This window comes from Hymenobacter sp. NBH84, assembly GCF_014217645.1.
In the GTDB taxonomy this organism is placed as follows: domain Bacteria; phylum Bacteroidota; class Bacteroidia; order Cytophagales; family Hymenobacteraceae; genus Hymenobacter; species Hymenobacter profundi.
This window is the reverse complement of record NZ_CP043644.1, coordinates 4,041,324-4,067,500: the sequence shown is the minus strand read 5'-3', so window position 1 is coordinate 4,067,500 and position 26,177 is coordinate 4,041,324. Positions and strand designations below refer to the sequence as shown.

Sequence of the window (26,177 nt, the reverse complement as noted above, 5' to 3'; positions counted from 1 at the left end):
GAGGCTTTCAAAGGTCCGCTCAGGCCGCTTGGTAACCGGCTGTAGAGCGCAATAGTAGAAGCGGGCTTGACTGTGAGGCCTACAAGCCGAGCAGGGTCGAAAGACGGATATAGTGATCCGGTGGTTCCGCATGGAAGGGCCATCGCTCAAAGGATAAAAGGTACGCCGGGGATAACAGGCTGATCTCCCCCAAGAGCTCATATCGACGGGGAGGTTTGGCACCTCGATGTCGGCTCGTCACGTCCTGGGGCTGGAGAAGGTCCCAAGGGTTCGGCTGTTCGCCGATTAAAGTGGCACGCGAGCTGGGTTCAGAACGTCGTGAGACAGTTCGGTCCCTATCTGTGGTGGGCGTTGGAGATTTGACAGGACCTGTCTTTAGTACGAGAGGACCGGGATGGACCAGCCGCTCGTGCACCGGTTGTGGCGCCAGCTGCAGCGCCGGGTAGCGACGCTGGGATGAGATAAGCGCTGAAAGCATCTAAGTGCGAAACTCACCTGAAGATGAGATCTCCCAATATTAAGAGTCGTGGTAGACGACCACGTTGATAGGCGCCAGGTCTAAGGCTAGAAATAGTCGAGCTGAGGCGTACTAATGACTCGAGCGCTTCTGCAAACCAAGCTTCACTTACCTTCTTCTTACCCGTTACCTGTGTCAACGATTTTAGTTGTTGTGCTCACGAACACGAGCCAACCACACCAGTAATGGTGGCTGTAGCCCGGGTGTTCACCTCTTCCCATTCCGAACAGAGTCGTTAAGCCCCGGAGCGCCCATGGTACTGCCTTCACCGGCGGGAGAGTAGGTCGCCGCCAACTTATCAGCAGCGAGGCCCCGGCCCCGCGTCCCCTCACACGGGGATGCGGCCGGGGCCTCCCTCGTTTATGCTCCTATAAGCCGGCGGAAAGATACAGGCTGTCGTCTATCTTGATTACTCCTTGATGACCACACATAGGGAGTGGGAATAACCACAAGCAGGAAGTTTCACGTATGTGGAGCACACTATTATTTCCTTTGTATGTCTGTTCCCCGTACTCTTCTGGCGTTGGCAGTTCTTTCATCGCTGACGTTTGGTTGCGCTCGACGCAATAAGGCAAAGACCACTACTGTAGTTGAATCGTCTCCTACTACATCTGCATCTAAGTCTGCAGCACCTATTGGAGTGTCTGCTGCTAGGGCGCGTGATCTGACAGATGTAATGACGGAGGAATTGCAGTTGCGGCCTGATCAGCAAGTACGCGTTCGAGCTATCCTTTCGTCTACAGTAGAGCAAGTCAAGAACGCGCAACAAAAGAACGCCAATAACCGCACAGCCTTACTCACGGAACTGAAGCGCATTAATACTTCTTCTGAAAGCCAATTGAAGGCTGCTTTAACACCAGAACAGTTTAAGCAGTACCAATTGAAGAAACGTTCGATGCAAGAGCAGATGCGTGCGCGGCAGACACAAGGAAAATAACGGCCAATTACATGATGGCACGCGGCGCTTTTTCTACTTGTAGTAGAATGAGTAGCTTAGAGTCCTTGCTGCGCCATTGGTCCTTGTATGTTTTTTCGTCGTCGCTCCACGTTGCCTGCTGCGCTTTCCGATAAGGAATTGCTGCATCGTTACAGAGTTAGCGGTGATGTAGCTGATCTAGGAACACTTTACGACCGGTATCTAGCAGAGGTATTCGCTATTTGCAGACGTTACCTCCGGCCCGATGAGGAAGCAGAAGACGCCGTAATGCAATTGTTCGAACAATTGGTCGTAAAGCTGCGTCAGCATGAGGTAAGCAATTTCCCGACGTGGCTGTATGCTACCGCTCGCAATCATTGTCTAATGATTTTGCGAGCACAACAACGAGCTGGCCCAGCGACGGGTGGCCCACTGGTCGTGCATTTTCCGGATGCAGCAGGTATGGAATCAGCCGCGCATTGGCATCTACCAGAGGAAGATACCGATGCTTACTTAACTGAAGAACGCTTGCAAGCACTGGAACAGGCGTTAGTAGATTTGCCCTCGGAGCAGCGCCGTTGTCTGGAGTTATTCTTTTTGGAAAAGAAATGCTACCGTGATATTGCCGCTGAGACTGGCTTTGATCTGAAACAGGTGAAAAGCTATCTGCAAAATGGCAAGCGCAACCTGAAACGTTATTTGGAGTCTACGGCTCCGCCTACTGCTACCCCCGATGTCCGCCGCTGACTTGCCTCGCATATCTTACGCCAATCCAACGGAAGGGCATTTGCCGCTGCCGTTGTTGCAGCAGTATGCAGCCGGCACGTTGTCAACTACGGAACAGCATAGGGTAGAAGCGCACACGCTGATATGCAGCCGTTGTGCTGATATTTTGGATGGTTTGATGCTGTCTGATGCCGATACCACTGACCACGCTATAGCTGGGCTGCGGGAGCGCCTGCAAGCGCGAGTTGGGCAGCCGGAAGCTGCTACACGAACCGTATGGCCCTGGCGGCCGATGGCAGCCGCGGCAGCACTAGTATTAATGCTGAGTTCAGCACTTTGGATTGGTACGCGACAACGGCAACTAGAAGTAACTTCTGCGCCAGCTATTGCCAAAATACGACCCATTGTACCGAAACTAACCCTACCTGCCGCAGCAGCAACAGAGCAGGCTGTTGCTAGCGTGTCTGCGGTAGCTCCAAAACAGGTAAAACAAGTAAGAGCACCGAGACCTGCCGCGCAGATGACGGCTAATCGCCGTAAGGTTGCCCTCACTAACAGCAGGGTAACAGACGGTGATGAGACGCTGGCCATGCTAAGTGCCGCCAGTTCATCGAAACCAGCAGCGGCATCCGATGTTCCTACCCTGGCTCGTTCGGATGCGGGGCTATCGGATACAGCTCAGCAACTGCTACCCCAATCTGACTCGGCAGTAGAAGCAACGCGCTTAATACGTGGCCGCATCACCAATACACAAGGACAACCCCTACCCGGTGCTACCGTGCAGGCTTCCGGTGCTGCTGCTAGCACAGCCACAGCTGCCGACGGTACGTTTTCCCTGCGCGTGCCCAAACCTGTCGCGCAGGTGCAAGTATCATCCCGCGGCTTTCTAGCGCGTCAGCAGCCATTAAAGCAGGATACGGTTGTACAACTTACGTTGGCCCTGATGCCCGATTCTCAGCAGCTAAATGAGGTAGTGATGGTGCGTCGCGAAAAGGCGCCTGCCCCGGTAGCTGTAGATGCTCTACCTGCGGGTGGGTATCCAGCGTTCAAGCAGTATCTGAAGGACTCGTTGGACTACCCTATGAAAGCTTTGGAAAACCGGAAGGAAGGTACCGTGCAGCTAAGCTTCACAGTAGCTACCGATGGAACAGTGCAAGACGTTAAAGTGCTACGCCGGGTATCAGAGGAAATTGACACCGAAGCCATGCGGCTACTGCGCGAGGGGCCAAAGTGGTTTCCGGCCATTCGCAATGGCCGCCGGGTAGCGCATCCAGTACGTATTAGTATTCCTTTCCGATTAGAAGAGCATTGATAGACACAAAAAAGCCACCCGGAATAATTTTCCAGGTGGCTTTTTTTAAGAATGAAAGCAACGTGCTACCTAGCCGCTATAGCCGCCGCCGTTTTCGGGAGTAGTGGCGCTGCCGGGCGTATGGGTTTCGGGTAGGTCCCGCTTTTCCACTTCTACTTCTACGTCGCTGTAGTCGCTCAGCACGCCTTCGGGTGCTTTAATGTACGAGTCGTCTTCGTGGGTGGTATTACCTACTACTCCGTTGGCAGCAGCAGTAGATTTTTCGTTTTCTTGGTCGTTGTTGATGGGATGCTGACTCATGGATGCGGTGCTTGATTTGAGTGTGATGTTGATAGATATGCGGCAACATGGTCCTTGCAAGCCCATGTTGCGGCAAGGGTAGCGTTGTTTCTGATGAGCTCGGGTTACTGACCATCTTTCCTAGTTGTTCTAAGAAGATAGGGGTTCTCACCCACGCGCATCAAAGTGAAATCACGCTGCATGATTGTACGCAGCTTTGTGGCAAATGGTCGGGATGTAACCGTGGCGGGTGGTTGCCGTTGCGTACTTTTACCCCGTAATCAATTCTCCACCTAGCTATTCAGCTTTTATGCAGTTTCGTACCGAGAAGGATACCATGGGCACTGTGCAGGTTCCCGTTGATGCCTATTGGGGCGCTCAGACGCAGCGTTCTATCGAGAATTTCCAGATTGCCCAGGACATCAACCGGATGCCCAAGGAAATCATTCGCGCATTTGCCTACCTCAAAAAAGCCGCGGCTTTCACCAACCGCGATGCCGGTGTGCTACCCGCCGACAAGGCCGAGCTAATTGCCAAAGCGTGCGACGAAATCCTGGCCGGTGAGCTAGCTGACCAGTTTCCGCTGGTGGTGTGGCAAACAGGCTCGGGCACGCAGTCGAACATGAACATGAATGAGGTAGTGGCCTATCGCGGCCACGTGCTGCAAGGCGGCAGCCTCACCGACGAGAAAAAAGTGCTGGCCCCGAACGACGACGTAAACAAGTCGCAGTCGAGCAACGACACGTTCCCGACGGCCATGCACATTGCCGCCTACCAGATTCTGGTTGAAACCACCATTCCCGGCATTGAGAAGCTGCGCGACACGCTGAAAGCGAAGTCGGAGAAGTTTATGCACGTGGTGAAAATCGGCCGTACGCACTTCATGGATGCCACGCCGCTCACGCTGGGCCAGGAGTTCTCGGGCTACGTGTCGCAGCTCGACCACGGCCTGCGGGCTATTAAGAACACGCTGGCCCACCTCTCGGAGCTGGCGCTAGGCGGCACGGCCGTAGGTACAGGCATCAACACGCCCGCTGGCTACTCCGAGAATGTGGCCAAGCACATTGCCGATCTCACGGGCCTACCCTTCGTGACGGCCGAAAATAAGTTTGAGGCTCTGGCTGCTCACGACGCCATCGTAGAAGCTCACGGCGCCCTGAAAACCGTGGCGGTGGCGCTGATGAAGATTGCCAACGACGTGCGTATGCTCAGCAGCGGCCCGCGTGCTGGCATTGGCGAGCTGCACATCCCCGACAACGAGCCTGGCTCCAGCATCATGCCTGGCAAGGTGAACCCTACCCAGTGCGAGGCTATGACGATGGTAGCCGCGCAGGTAATGGGCAACGACGTAGCCATCACCGTTGGTGGTTCCATGGGGCATTTCGAGCTGAATGTGTTCAAGCCGGTGATGATCTACAATTTCCTGCATTCGGCCCGCCTAATTGGTGATGTGTGCGTGTCTTTTAACGATAAGTGCGCCGTGGGCATCGAGCCCATTGAGGCCAACATCAAGAAGCACGTCGATTCGTCGCTGATGCTGGTAACGGCCCTGAATCCGCATATTGGCTACTACAAAGCCGCTGAAATTGCCCAAACGGCTCACAAAAACGGTTCTACGCTCAAGGAAACTGCCTTGCAGTTGGGCTACCTCACGGCCGAGCAGTTCGACGAGTGGCTGAAGCCGGAGGATATGGTAGGCGACCTGCCGAAGTAACACAAACGCATCTTTAACGTGCACCGACGAAGCCGCTCTGCCTACCCTGGCGGGGCGGCTTTTCTTTTTTCGGCATCTTTACAAAACCATCCCTGCCCTACCCGCCTATGGACTACACCCACGACATCATCCTCGAAAACAACCGCGTACGGCTGCGCCCGTTGGAAACTTCCGATTTCGAGTACCTCAAGCGCATTGCGTTTGACGAGGAAATTTGGCGCTATATGACCACGCTGGCCCCGCGCAACAACGTGGAATTGGCGGCCTACGTGGCCCAGAGTATCCGGGCACGGACCGACAAGCAGCGCTACCCTTTCGTGATTATTGACCGCGAAACCGGGCGCATTGCGGGCTGCACTAGCTACGGCAACATGGCGCTAGCCGACCGTCGGCTGGAAATCGGGTGGACGTGGCTGGGCACGGAGTTTCAGCGCACCGGCATCAACCGGGCCGCCAAGCACTTGCTGCTGCACTACGCTTTTGGCGAGCTGGATTGCGAGCGGGTAGAGTTGAAAACCGACGCCCGCAACCAGAAGTCGCGTGAGGCAATGGTGCGCATGGGCGCTACCGAGGAGGGTACCTTACGCAGCCACATGGCCCTACCCAACGGCCAGCGCCGCGACACAGTGTACTACAGCATTTTGCGACCAGAGTGGGACGAACTGCGCCAAACCGTCTTTCACGAGTTCGACAGCCGTGGCTGAGCCGTCTGCATCGGATCGGGCGCGGCGACAGTCTATGTTGCGCAAGCGTATTGCTAGCTTTGGGCACGCGTTCCGGGGGGTAGGGTCGGCATTGCGCTCCGAGGTGCACCTGCGCTTTCATGCCCTAGCCACGGTGGTGGTGGTAGGGCTGGGGTTTTACTTCGACATCACCCGCACGGAATGGGCTTTGGTAGCCGCCGCAGTGGGCAGTGTATGGAGCGCCGAGCTGGTGAATACGGCCGTGGAAGCCGTGGTAGATCTACTGTCGCCGGACTACCACCCGCTGGCGGGCAAAGCCAAGGACGTGGCTGCTGCTGCGGTGCTGCTGGCCGCGTTGGGTGCGTTGGTGGTTGGGTTGCTTATTTTTGTGCCGCGGATGCTAGCATAAGGAGAGGTAGGAAGCGAGGAGCAGTAAAAGTGCAACAAGGAACAATTGCGACCCAACGGCGTAAGTTCAGCGGTAGCAAGGTTCTCACCCATTGCTCTTTCTTCACTGCTCATCGCCCATTGCACCATGCGTGTTTCCTATTCCCTGCTTCTGGCAGCTACTCTACTCACAGGCGCGGCGTGCAGCCGGGTTGATGTAAATACGCCTACTGCTGACCCTAATAACGGTTTGGCGCACCCGTTCTCTACCCCGGCGCCTACCAGCGCCAACACGGTAGTGCCAGTGCCCAGCGACGATATGCCGCTGGACACCACCCGCCGGCCCGACTGGATCAATACTCGTATCCAAAAAATTCAGTCGACGCGGCAGTTGAACCCGCCCGCCCAGATGTACCGCTACGAATACCGCGGCCAGACGGTGTACTACGAAACCATCAGCGGGGCCGACCAGTTTAGCACCCTCTACGACACAACCGGCAAAGTCCTGTGCCACCCCGACGGCGGCCTAACCGGCAAAGGCGACGGCAACTGCCCCGACTTCGAAAAGCGCCGCACCGGCGGCGTACTCGTCTGGACCGACCAGCGGTAAGATGGTGAAATAAAGAGTTAAAAAGAAGGCTGTCATCCTGAGCGCAGCGAAGGACCGCTCACGTGAGAACGAGTCGTTGGTACGATGGTCGTTCAACTGGCATAAGGTCCTTCGCTGTGCTCAGGATGACAGCCTTCTTTTTAACTCTCCATTTTACCAGCTCACTATTTCACAATCTTGTAATTTCACCCCATGATTAATACCAACGAAAAGCTTGCTGTGTACAACGTGTGGGCCAACGACACGCTGCTACGCCACCTCGATAAAACTGTTGCCGAAACCGGTCAGCCTATTCCCGCCAACGTGCTGCGTCTGTTCAGCCACGTGCTCAATGCGCAGTATATCTGGATTGGTCGCCTCACCAACACGCCCAGCCCCGTGAAAGTGTGGCAGGAGCACCCCCTGGAAGAGCTGCACCGCATGCACGAGCAAACCTCGGAGCGCTGGCTGGGTATGGTGCGCGCCGCCGATGATGCTGAGCTGAGCCGGACCATCACCTACACCAACTCGGCCGGCGACGGCTTCACGAGCGTAGTATCGGACATCTTCACGCACATGCCCGTGCACGCCAACTATCACCGCGGGCAGGTAGCCATCAAAATGCGCGATGCGGGCCTGGAGCCCATCAACACCGACTTCATCACCTACTGCCGCCAGCTCGATGCTGGGCAGGTAGTAAGTCTGTAACTAACTGATTAGCTATTTTTTTGCCCCTTCTGCTTATCCCAGAAGGGGCTTTTGCTGTTTAAGGGGTAGGAACTCTGTTTTTCATCTCTCTTCTGTCCCAATGTCTGATTTTTCACCGCCCACGCCCACCCCCATTCTCAATCCCGAGCGCCTGGAGAGTTCTTACTCTTACACCGCCTACCGCCAGCTTGTAAACGACCTGCTGGCCCAAGGGAAAACCACCGGTCCGCAGCAAACCGAGGAATTGGTGCAGTACACCAAGTTGAACGAGCAGCGCATGTCGCGCCTCGACAAAACAACGCATGTACTACCCGCCCTGGCCGACGCGGCTGTGCACGTGCCCTACCCCCTGGTGTGGCTGATTCTGACCGAAGGCTGGTGCGGCGACGCGGCCCAGATTGTGCCCGTGTTAGAGCACGTGGCGGAGGCCTCGGCCGGTAACATCCGTACCCGCTACCTGCTGCGAGACGAAAATCTGGACCTGATGGAACGCTACCTCACCGGCACCAGCCGCGCCATTCCCCGCCTCATCGTGCTTCGCGCCGACACTTTGGAGGAAGTAGCCCAGTGGGGCCCACGCCCCGCACCCGCGCAAGATATTGTGAATCAGGCCAAAGCAGAGGGGATAGACCATGACGAGTTCATCACCCGCGTGCACACTTGGTACGCCCACGACAAAACCCAGACGTTGCAGCAGGAGATGCTGGAACTGATCCAAGGATTACAGTAGTAACAGAGAAGGCCGTTGCGCATCGCGCAACGGCCTTCTGTGTTACTACAATCCGGTATACGTTACTTCAGATCTACGCTACCCAGATCGGTAATCTGCGTGTTCGTAACCGTTACGCCGGTACGCACTACGTGTTTCAGGGGCGAGGGGGCAAAGAACTCGACGCGATAGGTGCCGGCTGGTACGCCGCGTAGTAAGAAGCCACCTGAGGCGTCGGCAAAAGTGCTGAGCGTATCGTTGGGCACCGTGGAAGTGCGAATAGCCAATACCTGGGGTTGTGCGGTGGTAGGCGTTACGCTGCCCTTGATGCCGCCGGCTACGGCCGTAGTAATGGCCCGGATAACGGGCTTCAGCAAAAACCGGTCTTTGTCGGCCTTGTTGCCGTTGCCACGCTCCACAATGGACTTCGCCACGTCGAAATCGAGGAGGACGGTGTAGGTAACGTCTTGCGTCAGGTCTGCGTCAATTTTGAGTTTCAGTCCCGAGGTTTGCGCGCTTGGCGTTTTCAAATCATAGCGCGTACCGTCGCGGGTAACCAGGTAGTTGTTGGCGCCCAGCACCAGCCGAATCTGCGAAATACGGCCGGGTGGGAAGTCGGCGCTGGCTAGCAGGGCCGAGCGGCCATTCACGAAATCTAGTACGTTATACTGGCCAGCTTTGAGCAGTGGCAACGCTTGCCAGCCGTTTTCATCGTTGGTATCGTCAGCGTGGATTTGCACTTGTTGCACATCCAGCATCACAGCGCTAAAGTCGCCGGGCGCATCTGCCAGCAGCACTTCCATCTTGGCCATGTTGCTGCCAGAATCTTTGCTACAGCCTCCTAATGCCAGAAAAGCCGCTAGGGCCAGCGGATACAGAAGAGTTGTTTTCATTCGGTAATCAGGTAAGAAAATAGAATAAAAAAAGCGGCAAGCACTTCTGGTAAAGTGCTTGCCGCTCCGAAGTTGACCGCTTTACGACAAAAATTAAGCCGTATTTCGGGGTAAAATCCTATTTAAGCACCTTGGTTGTGTCTGCCGGGGCTGGGGTAGCAGCCGGCTTCTTCTTGCCGAAAATTAGGTTGTTGAGACCTTGCGTGGCCTTTTCCTTCAGTTTGGTTTCGGTTTCGAGGCGCTTCTTCTCTATCTCCTGCTGCGCCTTTGCTTGCAAGTCCTGCTGACGCTTGGCTAGCTCGGCGCGGGCACTGTCTTGGTTGAGTAGGGATTTGGCCGCAGCAGCTTGCTTGGCGTTGGTCAGCTTGCTGTCTACCAGACCGCCCACCAAGCTCTTGGCAATGTCGGTCGCTTGCGTTTTTACGCTGCCGGTCGTCAGCTTCACTTTGGGGTCCTGCACGGTGCCGCCAATATTCAGGCCTAGCGTTACGCGGTCGGTGCCTTTAATATTGGAAACGCCCGTGAGCGAGCTGAGCTTACCTTGCAGGGCATTGCCTACCTGCCCAGTAGGCATGTTAATGGCCGTCACGTACTCCAGGTTGCCGTTCACATTGTTGGAGCCGCCCACCGTCATCTTGATATCGCCCACATTCACGTCGAAGGGCTTCACAATGAAGCTGCCATTTAGGATTTCGGCGGCCACATCCTTGTTCTGCACCGCAAACTTCTTGAGCGCTTGCACCTGCGTAAGCGAGCTGATGGTATTCAGCACTGGCGAGTTGTTCACGGCGGCGCTTACTACCTCAAACAGACCCTTGCCCGTGAGCGTGCTGTACACCGGCATCATGTCCTGGCCCATCTCGCCGCTCACGTTGAAGTTCGTAGAGAACACGCCTTCCAGGTTACTAGCCAGCGGTATCAGCGTCTTAATAGAGTTGAAGGCATTGAAGGCGTTCTGGAAGTTCAGGTTCTTGATATTCAGACCCAGATCAAACTTCGGGTGTTGCAGGTTCTTGCTGTTGTAGCTACCATTGGTGGCAAAGGAGCCGCCCAGGGTGTTGAAATTCAAATTGTTAAGCTTCACCGCTTCGTCGCGGACCACTACCTGTCCCTTCACGTCGTTGAGCTTCAGGTTGTCATACACCACTTGGTTCACGTTGCTGTTCAGCGTCAGGTCGAAGTACTTTGGGATTTGCAGCACGCCGTCGGCCTGGGTAGCAGTGGTAGGCGCTTTGGTAGCGGCTACGGCGCCGGTAGTCGGCTTCTCGCTCACCTCATCTACCATCCACTCATTCACGTTGAAGCGGTTGCTGTTCACCGTCAGCGCGCCTTTCAGCGACTGGCCCGGCGTGAACAGGTAGCCCAAGTAGTTGCTAATGGTGCCCGACGCCGCAATGTCCGACGAACCCACAAAGCCAGCCATGTCCTTCAGCACAATCTGGTCGTTGTTGAAGGTAGCGGTGGCTTTGGTGATGCGCATTCCCTGGGGCAGATCGGTGCTCTTATAGGTCACGTTGCTGGCATTCACGGTGCCCGAGGCCTTCACGTTCTGGTAGCGCTCCGCTTCTACATCGGCCATGCTACCCTTGGCGGCCACGTTTCCGGTTAGGCGGCCCGTCACGGTCATGCCTTCCAGCGGGAAAATCTTCGTGATTTTAGTGAGGTCCACCGTGCCGTGAATATCGGTGTCGAACACCGGCTTATCAATGTTCTGGGCAGCCAAACGACCTTCCAGCGGCTCGCCATCCAGCAGCATCTTGAACTGCGGAATATTGATGCGCGTGTCGTTCACCTGGCCCGTGGTGTTGGTCACGGTACCGTTCAGCGTCAGGTTCTGGATAGGCGCCGGAAACTGCTTCGACTTCACGTAGCCGTTGGTCAGGTTCATCTTGGCATTCACCACCGGCATCTGCGTTGCAGAATACGTGCCCTTGCCCACAGCATCCACAAAGAGCTTCCCGCGCAGGGTGAGGTCCTCTACCGGATACACCTTGGTCATCTCGGCCAAGTCCACGTTGGCTTTTACGCGGCCATCTACCTTCATTGGCTCCAGGCCATCAATGGTCACGTTGCCATCGATTGGGTTTTTGCCGAGGTCGAGGTGGAACTGTTTAACGTTGACTTTCAAGTTGTTGGTGAAGCCCGAAGGGTTGTCCACCACCATGTCCACGTTAATATTGCGGGCGGCCTCGGGTAGTTGCGGGTACTTAAACATGCCGTCTTTCACTTGCAGGTTCACGCCGTAGCCGGGCATCCGCAGTTCGTTTTGCACGCCTTTCAGGTAGCCATCAAAAGCAATTTTACCCGTGGTATTGATATCCTTGAACTGCTCTGAGTACATGCCCGGCACCACGCTCAGCACGTTTTTGAAGTCCGTTTCCAGGGCCTTAAAGGTCATGTCATAGGTAATGTCGGTGGCGTTGGGTAGGCCCACGCTACCGGCAAACTGCGCCGGAAAGTCGTTCAGCTTCACCTTGTTGTCTTTGAAGGTGAACAGCATCTTATCCAAGTCCATTGCCATCGTTACATCGGCATCAAGCGTCGCCTTGCTGATGTAGTTGGCACCGGCGTAAGTCATCCGAAAGCCGTCGGCGGTGGTCTGCGAGGTCATGTCGAAAATGTTCTGCTCGAAGTCGCCGGAGCCGGTGTGGTTCACGTGGCGCGCTTCCATCGCAAACGGAATCGACTGGTCATCGTAGCGCAAATGGCCATTGTTGATCTGCCAACCCTTGATGGCCACGCTCACGGCCGACGTATCCACATCGGTCTTGGCTGCCGCTGCCGAATCAGACAGGAAAATGTCCCAGTTGGCGCGGCCGCTTTTCAGCACCCGCAGCGAAATATCCGGCTCGTCCAGCTCTACCGATTTCACCTTGATCTGGTCGCCGCTCACCACACTCATCAGGTCCATCCCTACCCGTAGGGCCGGGAGGTAGGCGAGGGTGTCGCGGGCGAAGGAGTCTTGCCCAATGATGCGCAGGTTTTCCACGCTCAAGGCAAGGTTCGGGAAGTCGCGAAACAAGCTCACGCTGATCTGGCTGGGGTCGTACTCCACCTTGGCCGCCACGTGCGCGGCCAGCTGCTTATCAAACGCCGCTCTGATTTTGTCCTTAAACAAAAACGGCGCGGCGGCCAGCGCGGCTACCAGCACCACCACGAAAATCAGCAGGCCAATCAGAAATTTACGCATAGGAAGAAAATATCAGGAAGAAAGGGTAGTAACTATTTGGCAGCGAATCCAGTGCCAGACCAGCCACGCGTGCAAAAGTAGCACAGAACCAGTGGCTGGTTTCTATCGTCTACAACGCTTCAGCAGAGTGAAACAGATAAAGCGCCAGGAATTTGGCATTTTCGGGGCGCGTTTCCAGCGCAGCGTACCAAATGAGGTAGGGCCGGCGTTTAGGGCATCAGCAGTATGGCAACAACATCTACACGGCGGGGAGAGCAAGGGGCGCGGCGACTAGCCGCCGCGGTGGTAGCCGTAGTAGCCAGTGTGACCACCACGCAGGCGCAGGACCTGTACTTCGCGCAGCCCTACGCCTCGCGTCTGCATACCAACCCGGCCTTCACGGGCCTGCTAGATGATTATAGTGTTACGCTCAACTACCGCAACCAGTTCCCTACCCTGGCTGGCACATTCCAGACCAGCCAGCTCGGCGCCGACTACCGTTTTGCCGACCAGCGCAGTGCCGTGGGCCTGCTCCTGAACGTAGACCGCACGGGGGCGCTGGGTCTCACCAAGTTTCAGGTAGGCGGCCTCTACGCCTACCACATGCGCCTCAACGAGCAGGTGGCGCTGAGTGCCGGCGCCAGCGTCAGCTACGGCCGCCAAACCGTCAGCTACGGCAACCTGCTGCTCGGCGACCAGATCAGCGACGATGGCACCATCTTGGGCGGTCCGTCGGCCGACCCTTTACTGTTGCAGTATAACCCGGTGAACTATTTTACCCTTGGCACGGGTATGGTACTGTACACCGAGCGCGCCTGGGTAGGCGTGGCGGCGCATCACCTCAACCAACCCGACTTGGGCTTCGTGGAGCAAAGTGTTTTACCTATTCGCTTGAATTTTAACGCGGGCTACAAATATTTTTTTGCAAAAAGCGTTATCAAGGGCGAAGCACGCGAAATCAGCCTGACGCCAACGGTTAGTTACACCCGGCAAGGCAGTTTGCAGCGCGCAGAGGCTGGTTTTTACTTCACTACCACGCCGGTTACGGTAGGCGCCGTGTACCGGGGCGTGCCGTTGCCGGGCTCAAATCATCCGCAGCAGCTGCTTACCGGAATTGTTGGCCTGAGTTTTGGTGCATTTCGGCTCGGTTATAGCTACGACGCTAGTCTGAGCGCGTTAAGTGCCGATTTGGGTGGGGCGCATGAGGTGTCCCTGGCCCTACGGAACTTTGACCGACTAGAAGCAGCTTGGCGGCGCCTGAAACGGCGCAACTACCCCGTAGCGCCTTGCCCCGCATACTAGCTTTTTGTAACATTGCACCAAATTGCCTTTCATAAAATCTTCTATCACAGGTAGTTTCTACTCGATCATGAATTTCTCCAAGTACCTGCGTTTCGCCATTGTAGGAGCCTGTGCGCTGGCTTCCTGCAAAAGCGGCCCACGCACCGCCACCAAGCCGGGCAAGTACAGCTCCACCACGGGTATTGAGTATAATACCGAGGAAGGAATGAAAGTGGCTGATTATGCCGGTATTCCGGAAGGTCCGGGTCTGATCTTCATCGAGGGCGGCCGCACCGTGCTGGGCTCGGCAGAAGAAGACATTGCCATGACCCACGACAACATGGAGCGCACGGTTACCATCGCCTCGTTCTACATGGACGAAGCCGAGGTTGCCAACATCCACTGGCTGGAATACCTGCACTTTGTGCGCAAAGACTCTTCGGAGGAATTCTATCAGTCGGCCCTACCCGATACCACTGTATGGGCGCGTGAGCTGTCGTTCAACGACCCCTACGTAGATTACTACCTGCGCTACCCCGGCTTCCGCTACTTCCCGGTAGTGGGCGTAAGCTGGCTGCAAGCCAATGACTACTGCACGTGGCGTACGTCTAAGGTAAACGAAAACCTGGCTGGCCTGAGTGGCGATGGAGAGAGCAGTGGCGGCAAGCGTGGTCTGTTTGGTCGTAAGAAGAACGCTCCGGCTGCTGATGCTGCTGAGGGTGGCGAAAGCAAAAAGCCTTCTATTGAGGATGGTAACACGCTGCCGAACTACCGCCTGCCCACCGAGGCTGAGTGGGAATACGCTGCTCAAGCCCTCATCGGTACGCAAGAAACCGGCAACGAAAACCAGGAAAACAAGCGCATCTACCCATGGGATGGCCGCCAGGTGCGGAACTCCTATGGCAAGACCCAGGGTCAGTTCCTAGCTAACTTCAAGCGCGGCCGCGGTGACTACGCCGGTATTGCCGGTGCTCTGAACGACGGCGCCATGATTACGGAATACATCTACAACTACCCACCCAACGACTATGGCCTCTACAACATGGCCGGCAACGTGAACGAATGGGTACAGGATATCTACCGTCCGCTGTCATTTGAAGATGTGGAAGACCTGAACCCCTTCCGCCGCAACGGCTTCCTCGACCCCGCCGAGAAATACGACAAGAAAGGCTACCAGTCGCTCATCGACGACCATGTACGGGTGTACAAAGGCGGCTCTTGGCGCGATGTAGCCTACTGGCTCTCGCCCGGTACGCGTCGCTTCATGGCGGAAGACTCGGCTACCGCTACTATCGGTTTCCGCTGCGCCATGATCAACGCCGGTTCGAACAAGTAAGATTACGACTACAGGATCCGCAAGTTTTAACGGATTTCGCGGATCCTGTAAGAGGATTAAAAAAGCAAGAGGCCCAACCAGATGGTTGGGCCTCTTGCTTTTTTTGTGCTTCATATCTAGAAGCTAACAGCCAACTTATTTCGACAAGGTATTGCCGAGCTGGATGAGCAGCTTGGCTAGCTTCTTCAGCGGGTTGGTGTAGTTGTTACTAGCTTCTTCGGCTACTTTGATGGTTTCGGCGCCTAGCACGGCCAGGGTTTCGGCAATGTCGTGGTTTTGACGCTCGGGGGCCGTGAGCTGCTCGCGCAGAGCCGACAACTCCTGAATGATTTTGGCTAGGCCGGGGTGGTCGGAGGCGCGGAGCACTTCTTCCCAGCGGTCTACCTCGGCCAGACCGTGCTTCTTGTCTTTACCTTTGGTAACGTCGGCATCCAGTAGGTGCAAGGTGTCATCGAGAAGCACCTCCTTTTGTTGTTCCGTTACGTCGAGCGGTACGGTGGGGGTAGGGGGCGTTTGGGGAGTGGAGGCAGTGGAATCCATAAAACAGGAAATGAAATCAGTGGAAAGTCGAGAGCGACTATATGCTGCTATACTGCCTTTGAAAAAGAAAAGTTAATGCTGCACGTGAAGTGGGTTACTTTTCTGCCTCACCGTGATTAAGAGTAAGTTCTATAACTCACCTTATTTCCTCTGCAATCATGAAAATGTCTTTCAAAACCTTTCTACTAGCTGCCAGCTTCGCTACCTTCTCTGTGGCTTCGTGCACCCAAGCCGAGCAAAACCAGGCAGAAGCCAACACCGAAGCCGCCGCCGACAACGTGGAAGCTAACGCCGAAGCGGCTGCCGATAACACCGAAGCCGCTGCTGACAACGCTGGCGATGCCATCGAAAACGCAGCCGAAAACACTGGCCAAGATATCGAAAACGCCGCTGAGAAAGCCGGCGACAAAATGGATGCTGCCGCCAACAAGGCTGACGCCAAAATCGACGCCGCGGCCGCTGATGCTAGAGCAGAGATGAACGCTGCCAAGCGCGACTAAATCTGATCCAGCGCGAGTATCTCGCCTGTAAAAGCAGCTTTGCCAATCATCGGCAAAGCTGCTTTTTGCTTGTGTGCGTAGGCTCTTGCTACAAATTGACCGCCGCTACAAGGCTCCTATCCTGCTCTCAATGAACTGTTTGTCCTACCGGTGGGGCACTGGCTACTTCTAGCAATACTTCGTAGTAGGGACGGCCCATCATGCGGGCGTGCAGCCAGCTGTAGAAGCTGAGGGCCTGTAGGTCTTCGCGTACCAGGGGTAGGAAAGTAGGCATCTGGCGTACTTGCTCCGCAAAAGCGGGTTGCGTTGCTGCTGCCGGATTGTCAATAATATCGCGGACGCGGACTAGGTAGCTTAACACGTAGGCGTAGGGGCCAATTTCGGCTTCGGGCGACCGTTCGCGCACAGTACGCTCAATGGCGCGGAGGCGGTTGAGAGCCAACTCGCTGTGGCCTAGCTCTAATAGCGTCAGCATCTCGCCCAGGTTCTTGTTCAGCATCCACTCCAGGCCCATCTGCTGTTCGCACCAATGGTCGGAGCGGCCAATGCTGATGAGCACTTGGTTGGTTTTCTGGAACTTGCCTTCAGCGAAGTAATGAAAAGCCAGACCCAAACGGGCTGTTAGCTCGTTGGCCAGGGGTAGGGGCTGACGGGTATCGTGTAGGGCTTCTTCCAGCAGTTGAATGCTTTCGTGGTTGCGGCGAAGGAAGGCGTAGGTGGCGGCCAGCAGCAACGTGTAGCGGGCACGCATCTCCAGGTAGTGCGTGCGCGGACTTTCGGCTAGCAGTGCCTGCATGTGGGTGAGGTAGCAGGTGGTTTCCTCGAAGCGGCGCGAGCGGTACAGCGCGTGCGCAATCATGTAGAGCAGGCGCAACTGGTACTGCCGCTGGGCGGGGGCAAAGCCGTGTCGCTTTTCCATGAGATGGTAGCAGCGTAGAATAAACGGCGCAAACGACACAAAATCGCGGCGCACCAGCATGGCACTGCGCGCAATGGACACCAGACGGCAGAGCAGCGCCGGCCGTCGGGCAAAGGCCTCCTGTAAGTCGTACTCGCGCAGGGTGTCGGCCAGCACTGCATCAAACGACTCGCCGGCCCTACCCTTGGCGCGCAGCTGGCGCAGGCGCTGGCGCATCAGGCTATCCACAATGTTGGCGCGCTCTTCCTCATCGGCAGCCTTCTTGTTGAGGTTGCGGCGCCGAATCAGGTCAGTCAGGTCGTCGGCGCAGGCGTGGTGGGCTTGGGCAATCTGCAGATTGTATACGGTATTCAGCGCCTCAAACTGGTCGTTTTGCAGGCCCAGCTTTTCGGCTTTGCGCAGGGTGTTCCAAGCCAGGCGCGGCACGCCGGTTTCAAACAGATACTGCGCGAGGATAAGCAACCCGCGCACCGACGAGGCCGCCGTAGCGTCCTGCTGACGCTGGCGTAATAGTAGAAAGTCGGTGAGGCTGCGTAGCAGGCGCTTGCGCAGGGCATAGTAGGCCACAGCGTTGGGCTCCGTGGGGTAGAGGCGGGCCAGCAGCTCAGGGGTAGGGTAGGCCCGCGGGTGTAGCAGTAGCTCGCACAAGCGCGTATCGAGGCGGCCTTTTTGCTTGCGACCCTGGCGCTGCAAAAAGTGCAGAAATTCCTTGCGGTCGTCGGGCGCGAAAGTGAGAAGCGTGGTGCGAAGGTCGTCCATAGCTAGCGGGCACCTAAGGCAGCTGGCAGGCCAGTGTGGGGGTAGTCAATCATTGGATAAGGATAGGATAATGGGTGCTTGCTAGTTGAAAGTAGATACAAAGCGCTTTCTAAATATACGGTTTTTGCAGGGGCATATATCAGTAGCTAACGCATCCTGCTAAGCTCGACAACTACGGCTTATTGGTCTGCGTATACTATGGGTAGGCACACCGCCTATTTCTTCTCTTCCACCCATTTAAACTTTTTCACTCATGGATATCAACGATAATAAAATCAACGACCAAACTGAACTGCGTGCTCGCGGCAACTGGAACGAAATCAAAGGCCAGACCAAGCAAAAGTGGGGCAGCCTCACGGATGATGACATGGATTACGCTGAAGGCAAGCAAGATGAGTGGTTTGGCCGTCTGCAAGAGAAAACCGGCGAAACGATGGACGACATCAAGAACTGGTTCAACCGTACTTTCTAGTTTTCAGCGAAAACCAGAACGCTTTCTGGGTTTTCTGGCTTTATAAAAGTCCCGTGCTATTCAATATAGCACGGGACTTTCCGTTTTCTAAACGCTTCGCTATGCTTTTGCAAAGCGTTTGCTCTCTCTACCGCCCTTTCCGGCAGGCAAGGCACAGGTACCGGGCCAACGTGCGACTACAATGGGTAGTCGGGGCCACGCTGAGTACCGGTTGTGCTGGCCTGACTGCCGCCTACCAATCAGCTTTCTTTCGTATGACTACGGCTCCTGAAGAGTTGTATAGTCTGGGTAACCTGGATTTGCTACAACTGCCTAAAACTGCCTTTTTTTGCTCGCGCAACTACCCACCTACCATCCGGCGGGGCACGTACCTGTGGGCGCTGGAACAGCGTACCCGGCACCGGTGCATTGTGTCGGGCTTTCATTCCGAAGTGGAGCAAACGGTGTTTCGCTACTTGTTGCGTAGCTCTCCCCAGCCGGTAGTGTATGTGGTAGGGCGCGGCATTCAGCCGTCGCTGGCCCTAGAATACGAGCGCGAGATTGAAGCCGGGCGCCTAGTGTTCGTGTCACCCTTTGCGGCAGATGTGCTTAGCACAACGCAGGAAACGGCCGATATCCGCAACATGCTGGTGGTGGATTTGGCGGATCAGACCTTCATTCCCTACATGAGCGCAGCCGGTAACCTCGACCGCCTGTTACGCACAGAACGCTCCAGCACGAAGCCGTTGGTTACGTTGAACGTGCCGGAAAATGCTGCGTTACAGCATCAGCGTCATCAAATTTATCAGCCTCTCTCCCTGCTAGGAGGCAAGCGGGCGGCGCAGGGCTAATCTTTAGCCAAGCACTAAGCGTATATGTAAGGACCAAGGCTGCTGCTGTATGGTTGCCTGTTTCCCCTCCACGTATGTCTGCTGCTGATACTTTACAAGCTTCTCTCCCTACTACGCCTTCTTCGGGCATTCGAATGCTGGCCCGCTTTGGATTTGCGGCCAAAGGCGTTGTGTATGGCCTAATGGGCCTGCTGGCGTTGCTGGCGGCCACTGGCCAGCAGGAAGGTCAAACCACCGATAAGCAAAAGGCAGTGCATACCCTACAGGAGTTGCCCGGCGGTTCTATCTTGCTGGGGCTCATTGCCTTTGGTCTGCTAGGCTATATTGTGTGGCGATTGGTGCAAGCCTTCCGCGACACGGAGGATAAGGGCGATGGAGCGAAAGGAATTGCCCGGCGCGTGGGCTATGCCGCCAGCGGACTTGTATACGCCAGCTTGGCTTGGTACGCGGCGCAGTTAGCCATGAGCAACCCCGCCGGTGGAAGCAGCAACACCAAGCAAACCTTGACCGGAAAGATATTAAGCTGGCCCGGCGGAGAATGGTTGATTATGCTGGTAGGGTTGATCACAATCGGGGTAGGTCTCTACCAAATCTACCGGGCGTATTCTGGTTCTTTCCATAAAAACGTGCAGAGTAGCGATATTCCGGCAGGGCAGCAGACTAAGGTCTACCGTCTGGGGCAGGTAGGCTACACCGCCCGCGGTATTGTATTGGGTATCACGGGCTACTTTTTTGTGCAGGCTGGTTTGCAGTCGCGCGCTACGGCCGTTGGCGATACAGAGCAAGCCTTCGACCTCCTAGCCAGTATGGGGCCCGTCGTTCTGGGCATTGTAGCGCTGGGGCTGATAGCCTATGGACTCTATATGCTGGTGCAAGCCAAATATCCCGTTCTCAAAAAGGTCTAAAGATCAAGGTAGTAGGATCAGCTACGAAAAGACCCGCCGTGAGTAACTGAGTTACTTACAGCGGGCCTTTTGCTTTGCTCTCTATTTACTTGCCCTGCATTGGGCTGAGTAGGTAACTACTAATCAGCCACGTAATCGTTGAGATACTGGTAGCGAGTTGTTAGCTCGCCGTTGCAGGCAATGGTGGCACGCTCCAATACGCCCTGCGGGTCGCCGCCCAACAGGTGGGGTAGCACGTTGTCGATGAGTTGGCGGCCAAAATCGCGGCTGGCGTTGCGGGGTAGCTCGCAGGGCAGGTTGTCGACGGCCATTACGGTGAGGTGGGTAGGGGCGGAGTAGGGCGGCCGCAATTCGCCGGTGGCAGGGTTGTAGTCGAAGGTAGGCTCTGGGATGGTCGTGCTGCGCTTGGTGGTTGGAATGGAACCGTTCACATCGCACGTCACGTCGGCAATAACGCGGGGGCGGAAATCGGGCCGGCGGGTGTCTTCTTCCGAAAACAAGCGCGGTGCGGCCGGGTGCCAGTAGGCGCAGGCAATCAAGACGTCTGTCACGGGCAGAAACTTGCCAAAGGTGCTGCCATACTCCTGCGGGTTGCGATGAAAATCAGGCGTGTCCCATACCCGGCCGTCGCGGCGGGCGTTGTAGTCGGAGGAGCGCAACTGGGTGAACACCGGCTCGTTGAAATCGAGGTAGAGGTAGTCGTACACGCTCACCTGCCGGATGCCCATGCGCCGCAACACTTCCAGCGCTCCTTGTGCTACCCTTCCCGAGCCCGTCACGGCCAGTTTGATGGGCGGCAAGCGCTTCACCTTGAAAAACTCTTCCTCCATATCTTCCATGTCTTGGCACTGATAGGCGGGCTTCAACTGGTAGAGGCCATACTTGCGCCCGTAGGTGAGCAGGCCGTTGTAGGCGCCCACAATGCCGGCCCAGCGCCCAAAAGCAATAACTCGCTCCCCGCGTTCATTGGTCAATAACTCATAGTCAATCAGTGTGATGCGCTTCTGTAAGACCTGCCGCAGCAACTCGCGGTTGGCGGGCTGCTTTTTCACGGTGTGCGAGAAAAACAGGTAGGTTTTGCCAGGAATGAGTTGCTCGACAGGCACCTCCTTCACACCCAGCAGCACGTCGCAGTCGGCTACTTCGGGCTGCACCGTAACGCCCAGGGCGCGGTACTCGTCGTCGGAGAAAGCGCGGATGTCACTGCTCTGCACTACCAGGTCGAGGTTGGGGAAGGCGTGCAGGGCCTCGTCGCACTTGTTAGGCGTGAGTGGCACGCGGCGGTCGGGCGGGGTTTTACCTTCGCGAATGACACCGAGTTTGACTTTTTGCATGGGTGGAAGCTGAACGGGTGGGTAGGAGGCAAGTAGGCAAATTAAAATGTCATTCCGAGCGTAATGAGGAATCTGGGCAAGAAGTTATTTGCAGGCAAGCAGTCTATTCTTCCGCTTTTCTCCGATCAGTAAACAGCCTCTTATTCAGCTTCCTCGCGCTGCTCGGAATGACACGAATAGGTACCCAGTAGTCCTCGTATTTTTGGAGTACTATGAATCGATTTGACCGCATTACGGCTATTCTTATTCAGTTGCAAGCCAAGCGCGTGGTAAGCGGCCCAGCTCTGGCCGAGCGGTTTGGCGTGAGCCTGCGCACCATTTACCGCGACTTGCGCACGCTGGAGCTGGCTGGCGTACCCCTCTACGGCGAACCAGGGGTAGGCTACTCGCTGGCCGAGGGCTACCGACTACCGCCTGTGCTATTTACGCGTGAGGAAGCCACTGCCCTACTCACCGCCGAGAAGCTGGCTGCCCGCCTCACCGACGCGCCCACAGCCCGGCTCAGCGGCGCGGCCATGGACAAGCTGCGCGCCGTGCTGCGCCGCACCGACCGTGACTACCTCGAAACCCTAACGCCTCACATTCAGGTGCTGGGGCCAGTAGGGCAGTCCGGCTACCTCAATATCTATCAGCAGCTGGTAACGGCCGTGGCCGCGCAACAAGTGGTGCACCTACGCTATCAGGGCGCCGAAACCGACCAACCTACCGCGCGGGCTGTAGAGCCCATTGGGCTGTACCTCAGTCGGCAGTGGCATATAGTGGCCTACTGCCGGTTGCGCCAAGCATTCCGCAACTTCCGCCTCGACCGCATTCAACAGTTGGAAATCAGTACCGAAATCTTCGCAGCCCGCCCCGAAACGTTGCAGCAGTATTGGGCCGCCGAGGCCGCCCGCCGGGGTAGGGAAAAAGTGGTGCTTCGGTTTCAGCCCGCGGCCGCCCCACCGGCCTCGGTGCAGCACTTGCACGACACCAAGCGCCAGTACGGCTGGATACAGGAGGAGCCTTTGCCCGATGGCGGCTTAGAAATGACCTTGCTCATTGGCTCCCTGCCCTACCTCGCTACGTGGCTGCTGCCGTACGCAGGTGCCATTACGGTGCTAGAGCCACCTGCCTTGCGGGAGCACCTGCGCGAGCTGGCCCAGCGCGCCTATAACTTTTTTTGCACCACCGAATAAGATGCTGACATAGGGCTGTCAGTAGGTGGGCGGACCTTTGTGGAGTCAAGTGACGAAAAGCCGTTTTACCCACACTCAACCCACAAAGCAGATGCAAAAGCAAACAATTGACCCCTGGAAATGGGGCGAGCAAACCAATTCGGTACAAGCCGTCGAAATCAAACAGCCTGAGGGCACTCTTTACTGTTCCGGGCAGGTAGCCATCAACGCAGCAGGCCAGCCCAGCACCGCCGATATGAGAGGCCAGCTTATCCAGATCTTCGAGAACCTGGAGCACCTGATTGACACGGCCGGGTACGAATGCCAGGGCATTGTTCGACTGAATGTGTTTACGACCTCGATGATGGAGTTTTTCACTACCTGCGGCGATGTGTATCAGGAGTGGATTGCCAAGCACGGCATCAAGCAGGCAACTACTATGTTCGAGGTGAAGGGCTTATACGCCAATCTAGGCGTGGAGCTGGAAGCCACCGTGGTGAAATAAACGAGGTAGGCGGAGCACCACAAAATGCTCTGCCTACCTTTCACCCAGACTCTCAACCCAACAAAGACGCCATGGCTGAAAAAGAACTACCCGTTTTTCGCCCGACAAGCCGGCAGCACTGGCGCGAGTGGCTGGAAGCGCACCACCTTGAACAACAAGGCGTTTGGTTGGTGTATAGCAAAAAGAAATCAGCTATACCTTCCCTAACGTGGTCCGAAGCAGTGGATGAAGCGCTCTGTTTTGGGTGGATAGACAGTAAGGCTGAGTCCATCGACGAAACAACGTACCGGCAGTTCTTCTGTCCCCGCAAACCCAAAAGTGGCTGGTCGAGAATCAACAAAGAGAAAATTCAGCGCCTGCTAGCGGCAGACCAAATAGCCCCGGCCGGCCTAGCCAGCATCGAAACGGCCAAACAGAACGGCTCCTGGACGCTCTTAGATGAAGTGGAAACACTGCGCCTACCGCCCGACTTGGCACACGCCCTACACCAACAACCAAAAGCCGAAGCGTACTTCGCCAGCCTGAGCCGCACCGACAAACGCAACCTGTTGCAGTGGTTGGTGCTGGCCCGTCGTCCCGAAACCCGCCAGAAACGTCTCACCGAAATAGTGGAATTGGCTGAGCAAGAGCTGAAACCAAAGCAGTTTCGGGGCCGGAAGTAATCCTAACGCAAACGCCCCGCGCAGTCGGTTAAGACTACGCGGGGCGTTGCTTTTCCTACCCTGCTAGTGCTTATCGTCCGGCTGTGCGCGGGTCGGGCTTGGGCTGCATCTGGTAGTCGTGGGGCGGGGTGGCGCCGGCTAGGTTCTGCACGAAGTAGTCCCAACGGCGGCGCGTCATGTAGGGCGAGTCCTGGCCGTAGCCGTGGGTAGCGTTCGGGAAGATGACCAGGTCGTAGCTCTTGTTGGCTTTGGTGAGGGCATCTACCACCAGCAGCGTGTTGTAGGGCGGCACGTTGTTGTCCATCATGCCGTGAGCCAGCATCAACTTGCCTTTCAGGTTTTTAGCCGATACGGCGTTGGCCTGGTTGTCATAGTTGGAAGCGCCGTTGTCCTGAGCCGTGAGCAGGCCAATGTACCGCTCGCCCCAGTCGTCCTCGTAGTTGCGGTTTTCGTGGTTGCCCGACTCGGAGATGCCTACTTTGAAGAAATCGGGGTAGCGGAACATGGCCGCGGCCGTGGCATAGCCGCCCCCCGAGTGCCCCCAGATGCCCACCCGGTCCAGGTCGAAGTAGGGGTATTTCTGAGCCAGTTGCTTGATGCCGACTACCTGGTCGGAGAGGGTGTTTTCGGCCATGTTGCCGTAGCAGGCATCGTGGTAGCTCTTGGAACGCAGCGGGTTGCAACTGCCTTCTAGCACTACTACCACAAAGCCCAGCTCGGCCAGCGCCTGGTTGTCGCCGCGCGCCGCCAAAAACGACCAACTACCCACGCTGCCGCCCTGCGGACCAGGATAGATGTAGTCGATAACCGGGTACTTCCGGCTGGGGTCCAGCTTGGTGGGCGTGAACAGGAGGCCGTGTAGGTCCAGCTGCCCATCGTGGCTTTTCACCAAGATGGGGGTAGGGGCTTTCCAACCGGTGGCCACGAGGCGCGAAATGTCGGTCTTCTCCAACGTCAGGAGCAGCTTGCCGTCCAAGTTGCGCAGCACGCTCACGGGCGGCACGTTGGGCTGGGAGTAGGTATCAACGAAGTAGCGACCCGAGGGCGAAAACTCGATGCGGTGGTTGCCTTTTTCGGGGGTGAGCAGCGTGAGGCCTTTGCCGTCCAGCCCGATGCGGTAGAGGTGGGTGAAGTAGGGGTTACCCGGCTCCCGCCCATCGGCCAGGAAGTAGAGCTGGCGCTTCTGCTCGTCTATCTTTACCAGCTGCGTCACCACCCAGTTGCCCTTGGTAATCTGGTGTTTGACTTTGCCGGTGGTGGCGTCGTAGAGGTAAAGGTGGCCCCAGTCGTCGCGCTCCGAATACCAGATGATTTCCTTCGATTTCGGAAGGTAGGCCCAGTTGATAGCACCCTGGCCCGACTCGTACTGCGTTGCTACTTTCTCCTCGAACACCTCCCGCACAGCACCCGTTTGCGCGTCGGCAATGCGAAACTTCTCCTCTTTATGGTCGCGCGAGGTCGACACAAAGGCCAGCTGCTTGGCATCGGCGCTCCAGTCCACATCGTCGAAGGTGCCGCTGCTGGAAATGTCGTCGGAGAGGGTGCCGCGGTGCGGATCGGGCGGAAGTTGCAGGCGCACCACCTTGGCCGGGTTCACGTCCACAATCACCCGCTCAATGGTGATGATGTCCTTGTCGCCGGGTAGGGGGTATTTCCAGCTTTTCAGGGTAGGGTGGCCTACGTTGGTGGTCACCAGATACATGTCGCCTACCTTGCGCTGGTCCTGCTGGAAGGTGGCAATCTTGCGCGAGTCGGGCGACCAGCGCAGCACGGGCCGGTCGCTGCTGCTCCAGCCGGCGTTGTCGGTGGCGTAGCCGTAGTCCTTCACGCCATCGGTGGTCAGCTGGGTTTTCTGGTCGGTTTTGGTGTTGCGCACCCACAGGTTATAGTCCTGAATGTAGGCCGCCAGCCGCCCATCCGGCGACACCACCTCGTTGCGGTCATTGGGTTTTTTTTGGGCCTTTGCCGGGGTAGGCGCCACGGGCGGAGAAGCACTAACAGTGCGCGTCTTGCGGGCCGGGTCTACCAGCACGTACTCGCTACCCTGCGCCGTGAGCGTGCGGTACCAAAACCGGTCGTTGTCAAGCCAGTTGGGCTCACCCATGGCGTGGTCTACCAGCGGCTGAGTGTTGTAGCTCATAAATTGCTCGGCGTGGGCGTAGTCCTGGGCCGTAACGGTGGGCTGCTGCTGTGCCTGTGTTGTTATCGATACCAAGCAGGCGGCCAGGGCGAGGGGTAAGAAACGGGCGCGCCTGAAAGTGAGCAGGTGAGGAATGGGGTTGAGGTTGGGCATAGATGTGGCTGATTCTAGGATAAATAACGTGTTTTTATGCATCAAAATCAGCAGACATAAAAAATAGAACGGTCGCCTCTTCCAG

Annotated in this window: 25 protein-coding genes, 2 rRNA genes and 1 pseudogene (1 of these 28 only partly in view); 21 read left to right on the top strand and 7 right to left on the bottom strand. The window is 56.6% G+C overall.

Annotated elements, in window-relative coordinates; all coding sequences use genetic code 11:
• The 6 genes and pseudogenes from F1C16_RS17080 to F1C16_RS23105 form a co-directional block, all read left to right on the top strand.
• Nucleotides 1-614 (top strand): 23S ribosomal RNA (locus F1C16_RS17080); it begins 2,296 nt to the left of the window's first position.
• Between the two features lie 87 nt (nucleotides 615-701).
• Nucleotides 702-813: ribosomal RNA gene (gene rrf, locus F1C16_RS17075) — 5S ribosomal RNA — on the top strand.
• A 200-nt stretch (nucleotides 814-1,013) separates the two neighbouring features.
• On the top strand, nucleotides 1,014-1,454 hold the full coding sequence (locus tag F1C16_RS17070; RefSeq protein ID WP_185281815.1) for a hypothetical protein: 441 nt from the start codon (nucleotides 1,014-1,016) through the stop codon (nucleotides 1,452-1,454).
• Nucleotides 1,455-1,541: 87 nt separating this feature from the next.
• Entirely contained in the window at nucleotides 1,542-2,180 is a 639-nt protein-coding gene (locus F1C16_RS17065) for an RNA polymerase sigma factor (protein WP_185281814.1), read from the top strand.
• A pseudogene (locus F1C16_RS23385) lies at nucleotides 2,167-2,307 on the top strand (zf-HC2 domain-containing protein); the annotation flags it as partial. The gene F1C16_RS17065 and the pseudogene F1C16_RS23385, both read left to right, overlap by 14 nt.
• 372 nt (nucleotides 2,308-2,679) lie before the next feature.
• Nucleotides 2,680-3,471, top strand: coding sequence for an energy transducer TonB (locus F1C16_RS23105; protein ID WP_258048945.1), 792 nt, complete (start codon nucleotides 2,680-2,682; stop codon nucleotides 3,469-3,471).
• A gap of 69 nt (nucleotides 3,472-3,540) precedes the next feature.
• On the opposite strand, the gene F1C16_RS17055 is transcribed toward F1C16_RS23105, so the two are convergent.
• Nucleotides 3,541-3,771: a hypothetical protein gene (locus F1C16_RS17055; protein ID WP_185281812.1), complete on the bottom strand. Its 231-nt coding sequence runs from the start codon at nucleotides 3,769-3,771 to the stop codon at nucleotides 3,541-3,543.
• Nucleotides 3,772-4,060: 289 nt separating this feature from the next.
• On the opposite strand from F1C16_RS17055, the gene fumC reads away from it, so the two are divergent.
• The 6 genes from fumC to F1C16_RS17025 all read left to right on the top strand — a co-directional run bounded on the left by fumC (nucleotide 4,061) and on the right by F1C16_RS17025 (nucleotide 8,561).
• Nucleotides 4,061-5,464: a class II fumarate hydratase gene (gene fumC, locus F1C16_RS17050; protein WP_185281811.1), complete on the top strand. Its 1,404-nt coding sequence runs from the start codon at nucleotides 4,061-4,063 to the stop codon at nucleotides 5,462-5,464.
• A gap of 107 nt (nucleotides 5,465-5,571) precedes the next feature.
• Complete coding sequence (locus F1C16_RS17045; protein ID WP_185281810.1) at nucleotides 5,572-6,168, top strand: GNAT family N-acetyltransferase; 597 nt, start codon at nucleotides 5,572-5,574, stop codon at nucleotides 6,166-6,168.
• Nucleotides 6,169-6,202: 34 nt separating this feature from the next.
• A complete protein-coding gene (locus F1C16_RS17040; protein ID WP_185281809.1) occupies nucleotides 6,203-6,556 on the top strand; it encodes a diacylglycerol kinase family protein in 354 nt (117 codons plus the stop codon).
• Nucleotides 6,557-6,682: 126 nt separating this feature from the next.
• Nucleotides 6,683-7,144: a DUF6970 domain-containing protein gene (locus F1C16_RS17035; RefSeq protein WP_185281808.1), complete on the top strand. Its 462-nt coding sequence runs from the start codon at nucleotides 6,683-6,685 to the stop codon at nucleotides 7,142-7,144.
• Nucleotides 7,145-7,336: 192 nt separating this feature from the next.
• Nucleotides 7,337-7,831, top strand: a complete 495-nt coding sequence (locus F1C16_RS17030; protein WP_185281807.1) for a DinB family protein — start codon at nucleotides 7,337-7,339, stop codon at nucleotides 7,829-7,831.
• A gap of 100 nt (nucleotides 7,832-7,931) precedes the next feature.
• Complete coding sequence (locus F1C16_RS17025; protein ID WP_185281806.1) at nucleotides 7,932-8,561, top strand: thioredoxin family protein; 630 nt, start codon at nucleotides 7,932-7,934, stop codon at nucleotides 8,559-8,561.
• 62 nt (nucleotides 8,562-8,623) lie between these two features.
• Here F1C16_RS17025 and F1C16_RS17020 read toward each other — a convergent pair whose 3' ends face one another.
• Together F1C16_RS17020 and F1C16_RS17015 are read right to left on the bottom strand one after the other, a co-directional pair.
• Nucleotides 8,624-9,433: a DUF4382 domain-containing protein gene (locus F1C16_RS17020; protein ID WP_258048944.1), complete on the bottom strand. Its 810-nt coding sequence runs from the start codon at nucleotides 9,431-9,433 to the stop codon at nucleotides 8,624-8,626.
• 118 nt (nucleotides 9,434-9,551) lie between these two features.
• Nucleotides 9,552-12,623 (bottom strand): AsmA-like C-terminal region-containing protein, encoded by a 3,072-nt coding sequence (locus F1C16_RS17015; RefSeq protein WP_185281805.1) that lies wholly within the window; start codon nucleotides 12,621-12,623, stop codon nucleotides 9,552-9,554.
• Between the two features lie 225 nt (nucleotides 12,624-12,848).
• Between F1C16_RS17015 and F1C16_RS17010 the strand changes: the two genes are divergently transcribed.
• Together F1C16_RS17010 and F1C16_RS17005 are read left to right on the top strand one after the other, a co-directional pair.
• Nucleotides 12,849-13,904: a PorP/SprF family type IX secretion system membrane protein gene (locus tag F1C16_RS17010; protein ID WP_185281804.1), complete on the top strand. Its 1,056-nt coding sequence runs from the start codon at nucleotides 12,849-12,851 to the stop codon at nucleotides 13,902-13,904.
• 67 nt (nucleotides 13,905-13,971) lie between these two features.
• Entirely contained in the window at nucleotides 13,972-15,219 is a 1,248-nt protein-coding gene (locus F1C16_RS17005; protein WP_185281803.1) for an SUMF1/EgtB/PvdO family nonheme iron enzyme, read from the top strand.
• 135 nt (nucleotides 15,220-15,354) lie between these two features.
• Here F1C16_RS17005 and F1C16_RS17000 read toward each other — a convergent pair whose 3' ends face one another.
• The gene (locus F1C16_RS17000; protein ID WP_185281802.1) at nucleotides 15,355-15,759 is read right to left on the bottom strand and encodes a hypothetical protein; all 405 of its coding nucleotides are present in this window, start codon (nucleotides 15,757-15,759) and stop codon (nucleotides 15,355-15,357) included.
• A 158-nt stretch (nucleotides 15,760-15,917) separates the two neighbouring features.
• On the opposite strand from F1C16_RS17000, the gene F1C16_RS16995 reads away from it, so the two are divergent.
• Complete coding sequence (locus F1C16_RS16995) at nucleotides 15,918-16,259, top strand: hypothetical protein (protein ID WP_185281801.1); 342 nt, start codon at nucleotides 15,918-15,920, stop codon at nucleotides 16,257-16,259.
• A gap of 127 nt (nucleotides 16,260-16,386) precedes the next feature.
• Here the strand turns inward: F1C16_RS16995 and F1C16_RS16990 are convergent, their stop codons facing one another.
• Nucleotides 16,387-17,937 carry a hypothetical protein gene (locus F1C16_RS16990; protein ID WP_185281800.1) on the bottom strand — a complete coding sequence of 517 codons (1,551 nt, stop codon included), beginning with the start codon at nucleotides 17,935-17,937 and terminating at the stop codon, nucleotides 16,387-16,389.
• Nucleotides 17,938-18,190: 253 nt separating this feature from the next.
• On the opposite strand from F1C16_RS16990, the gene F1C16_RS16985 reads away from it, so the two are divergent.
• The 3 genes from F1C16_RS16985 to F1C16_RS16975 all read left to right on the top strand — a co-directional run bounded on the left by F1C16_RS16985 (nucleotide 18,191) and on the right by F1C16_RS16975 (nucleotide 20,144).
• Nucleotides 18,191-18,409, top strand: coding sequence for a CsbD family protein (locus F1C16_RS16985; protein ID WP_185281799.1), 219 nt, complete (start codon nucleotides 18,191-18,193; stop codon nucleotides 18,407-18,409).
• A 254-nt stretch (nucleotides 18,410-18,663) separates the two neighbouring features.
• Nucleotides 18,664-19,239 (top strand): DNA-binding protein, encoded by a 576-nt coding sequence (locus F1C16_RS16980; RefSeq protein ID WP_185281798.1) that lies wholly within the window; start codon nucleotides 18,664-18,666, stop codon nucleotides 19,237-19,239.
• 74 nt (nucleotides 19,240-19,313) lie between these two features.
• Complete coding sequence (locus F1C16_RS16975; protein WP_185281797.1) at nucleotides 19,314-20,144, top strand: DUF1206 domain-containing protein; 831 nt, start codon at nucleotides 19,314-19,316, stop codon at nucleotides 20,142-20,144.
• A gap of 119 nt (nucleotides 20,145-20,263) precedes the next feature.
• Here F1C16_RS16975 and F1C16_RS16970 read toward each other — a convergent pair whose 3' ends face one another.
• Nucleotides 20,264-21,478, bottom strand: coding sequence for an NAD(P)-dependent oxidoreductase (locus F1C16_RS16970; RefSeq protein ID WP_185281796.1), 1,215 nt, complete (start codon nucleotides 21,476-21,478; stop codon nucleotides 20,264-20,266).
• 212 nt (nucleotides 21,479-21,690) lie between these two features.
• Here F1C16_RS16970 and F1C16_RS16965 point away from each other — a divergent pair, with 212 nt between their 5' ends.
• The 3 genes from F1C16_RS16965 to F1C16_RS16955 all read left to right on the top strand — a co-directional run bounded on the left by F1C16_RS16965 (nucleotide 21,691) and on the right by F1C16_RS16955 (nucleotide 23,799).
• Nucleotides 21,691-22,653, top strand: a complete 963-nt coding sequence (locus tag F1C16_RS16965; RefSeq protein ID WP_185281795.1) for a YafY family protein — start codon at nucleotides 21,691-21,693, stop codon at nucleotides 22,651-22,653.
• A 91-nt stretch (nucleotides 22,654-22,744) separates the two neighbouring features.
• Nucleotides 22,745-23,137, top strand: a complete 393-nt coding sequence (locus F1C16_RS16960) for a RidA family protein (protein WP_185281794.1) — start codon at nucleotides 22,745-22,747, stop codon at nucleotides 23,135-23,137.
• 71 nt (nucleotides 23,138-23,208) lie between these two features.
• Nucleotides 23,209-23,799: a YdeI family protein gene (locus F1C16_RS16955; RefSeq protein ID WP_185281793.1), complete on the top strand. Its 591-nt coding sequence runs from the start codon at nucleotides 23,209-23,211 to the stop codon at nucleotides 23,797-23,799.
• 70 nt (nucleotides 23,800-23,869) lie between these two features.
• Here F1C16_RS16955 and F1C16_RS16950 read toward each other — a convergent pair whose 3' ends face one another.
• On the bottom strand, nucleotides 23,870-26,092 hold the full coding sequence (locus F1C16_RS16950; protein ID WP_185281792.1) for a S9 family peptidase: 2,223 nt from the start codon (nucleotides 26,090-26,092) through the stop codon (nucleotides 23,870-23,872).
• Between the last annotated feature and the right edge of the window lie 85 nt (nucleotides 26,093-26,177).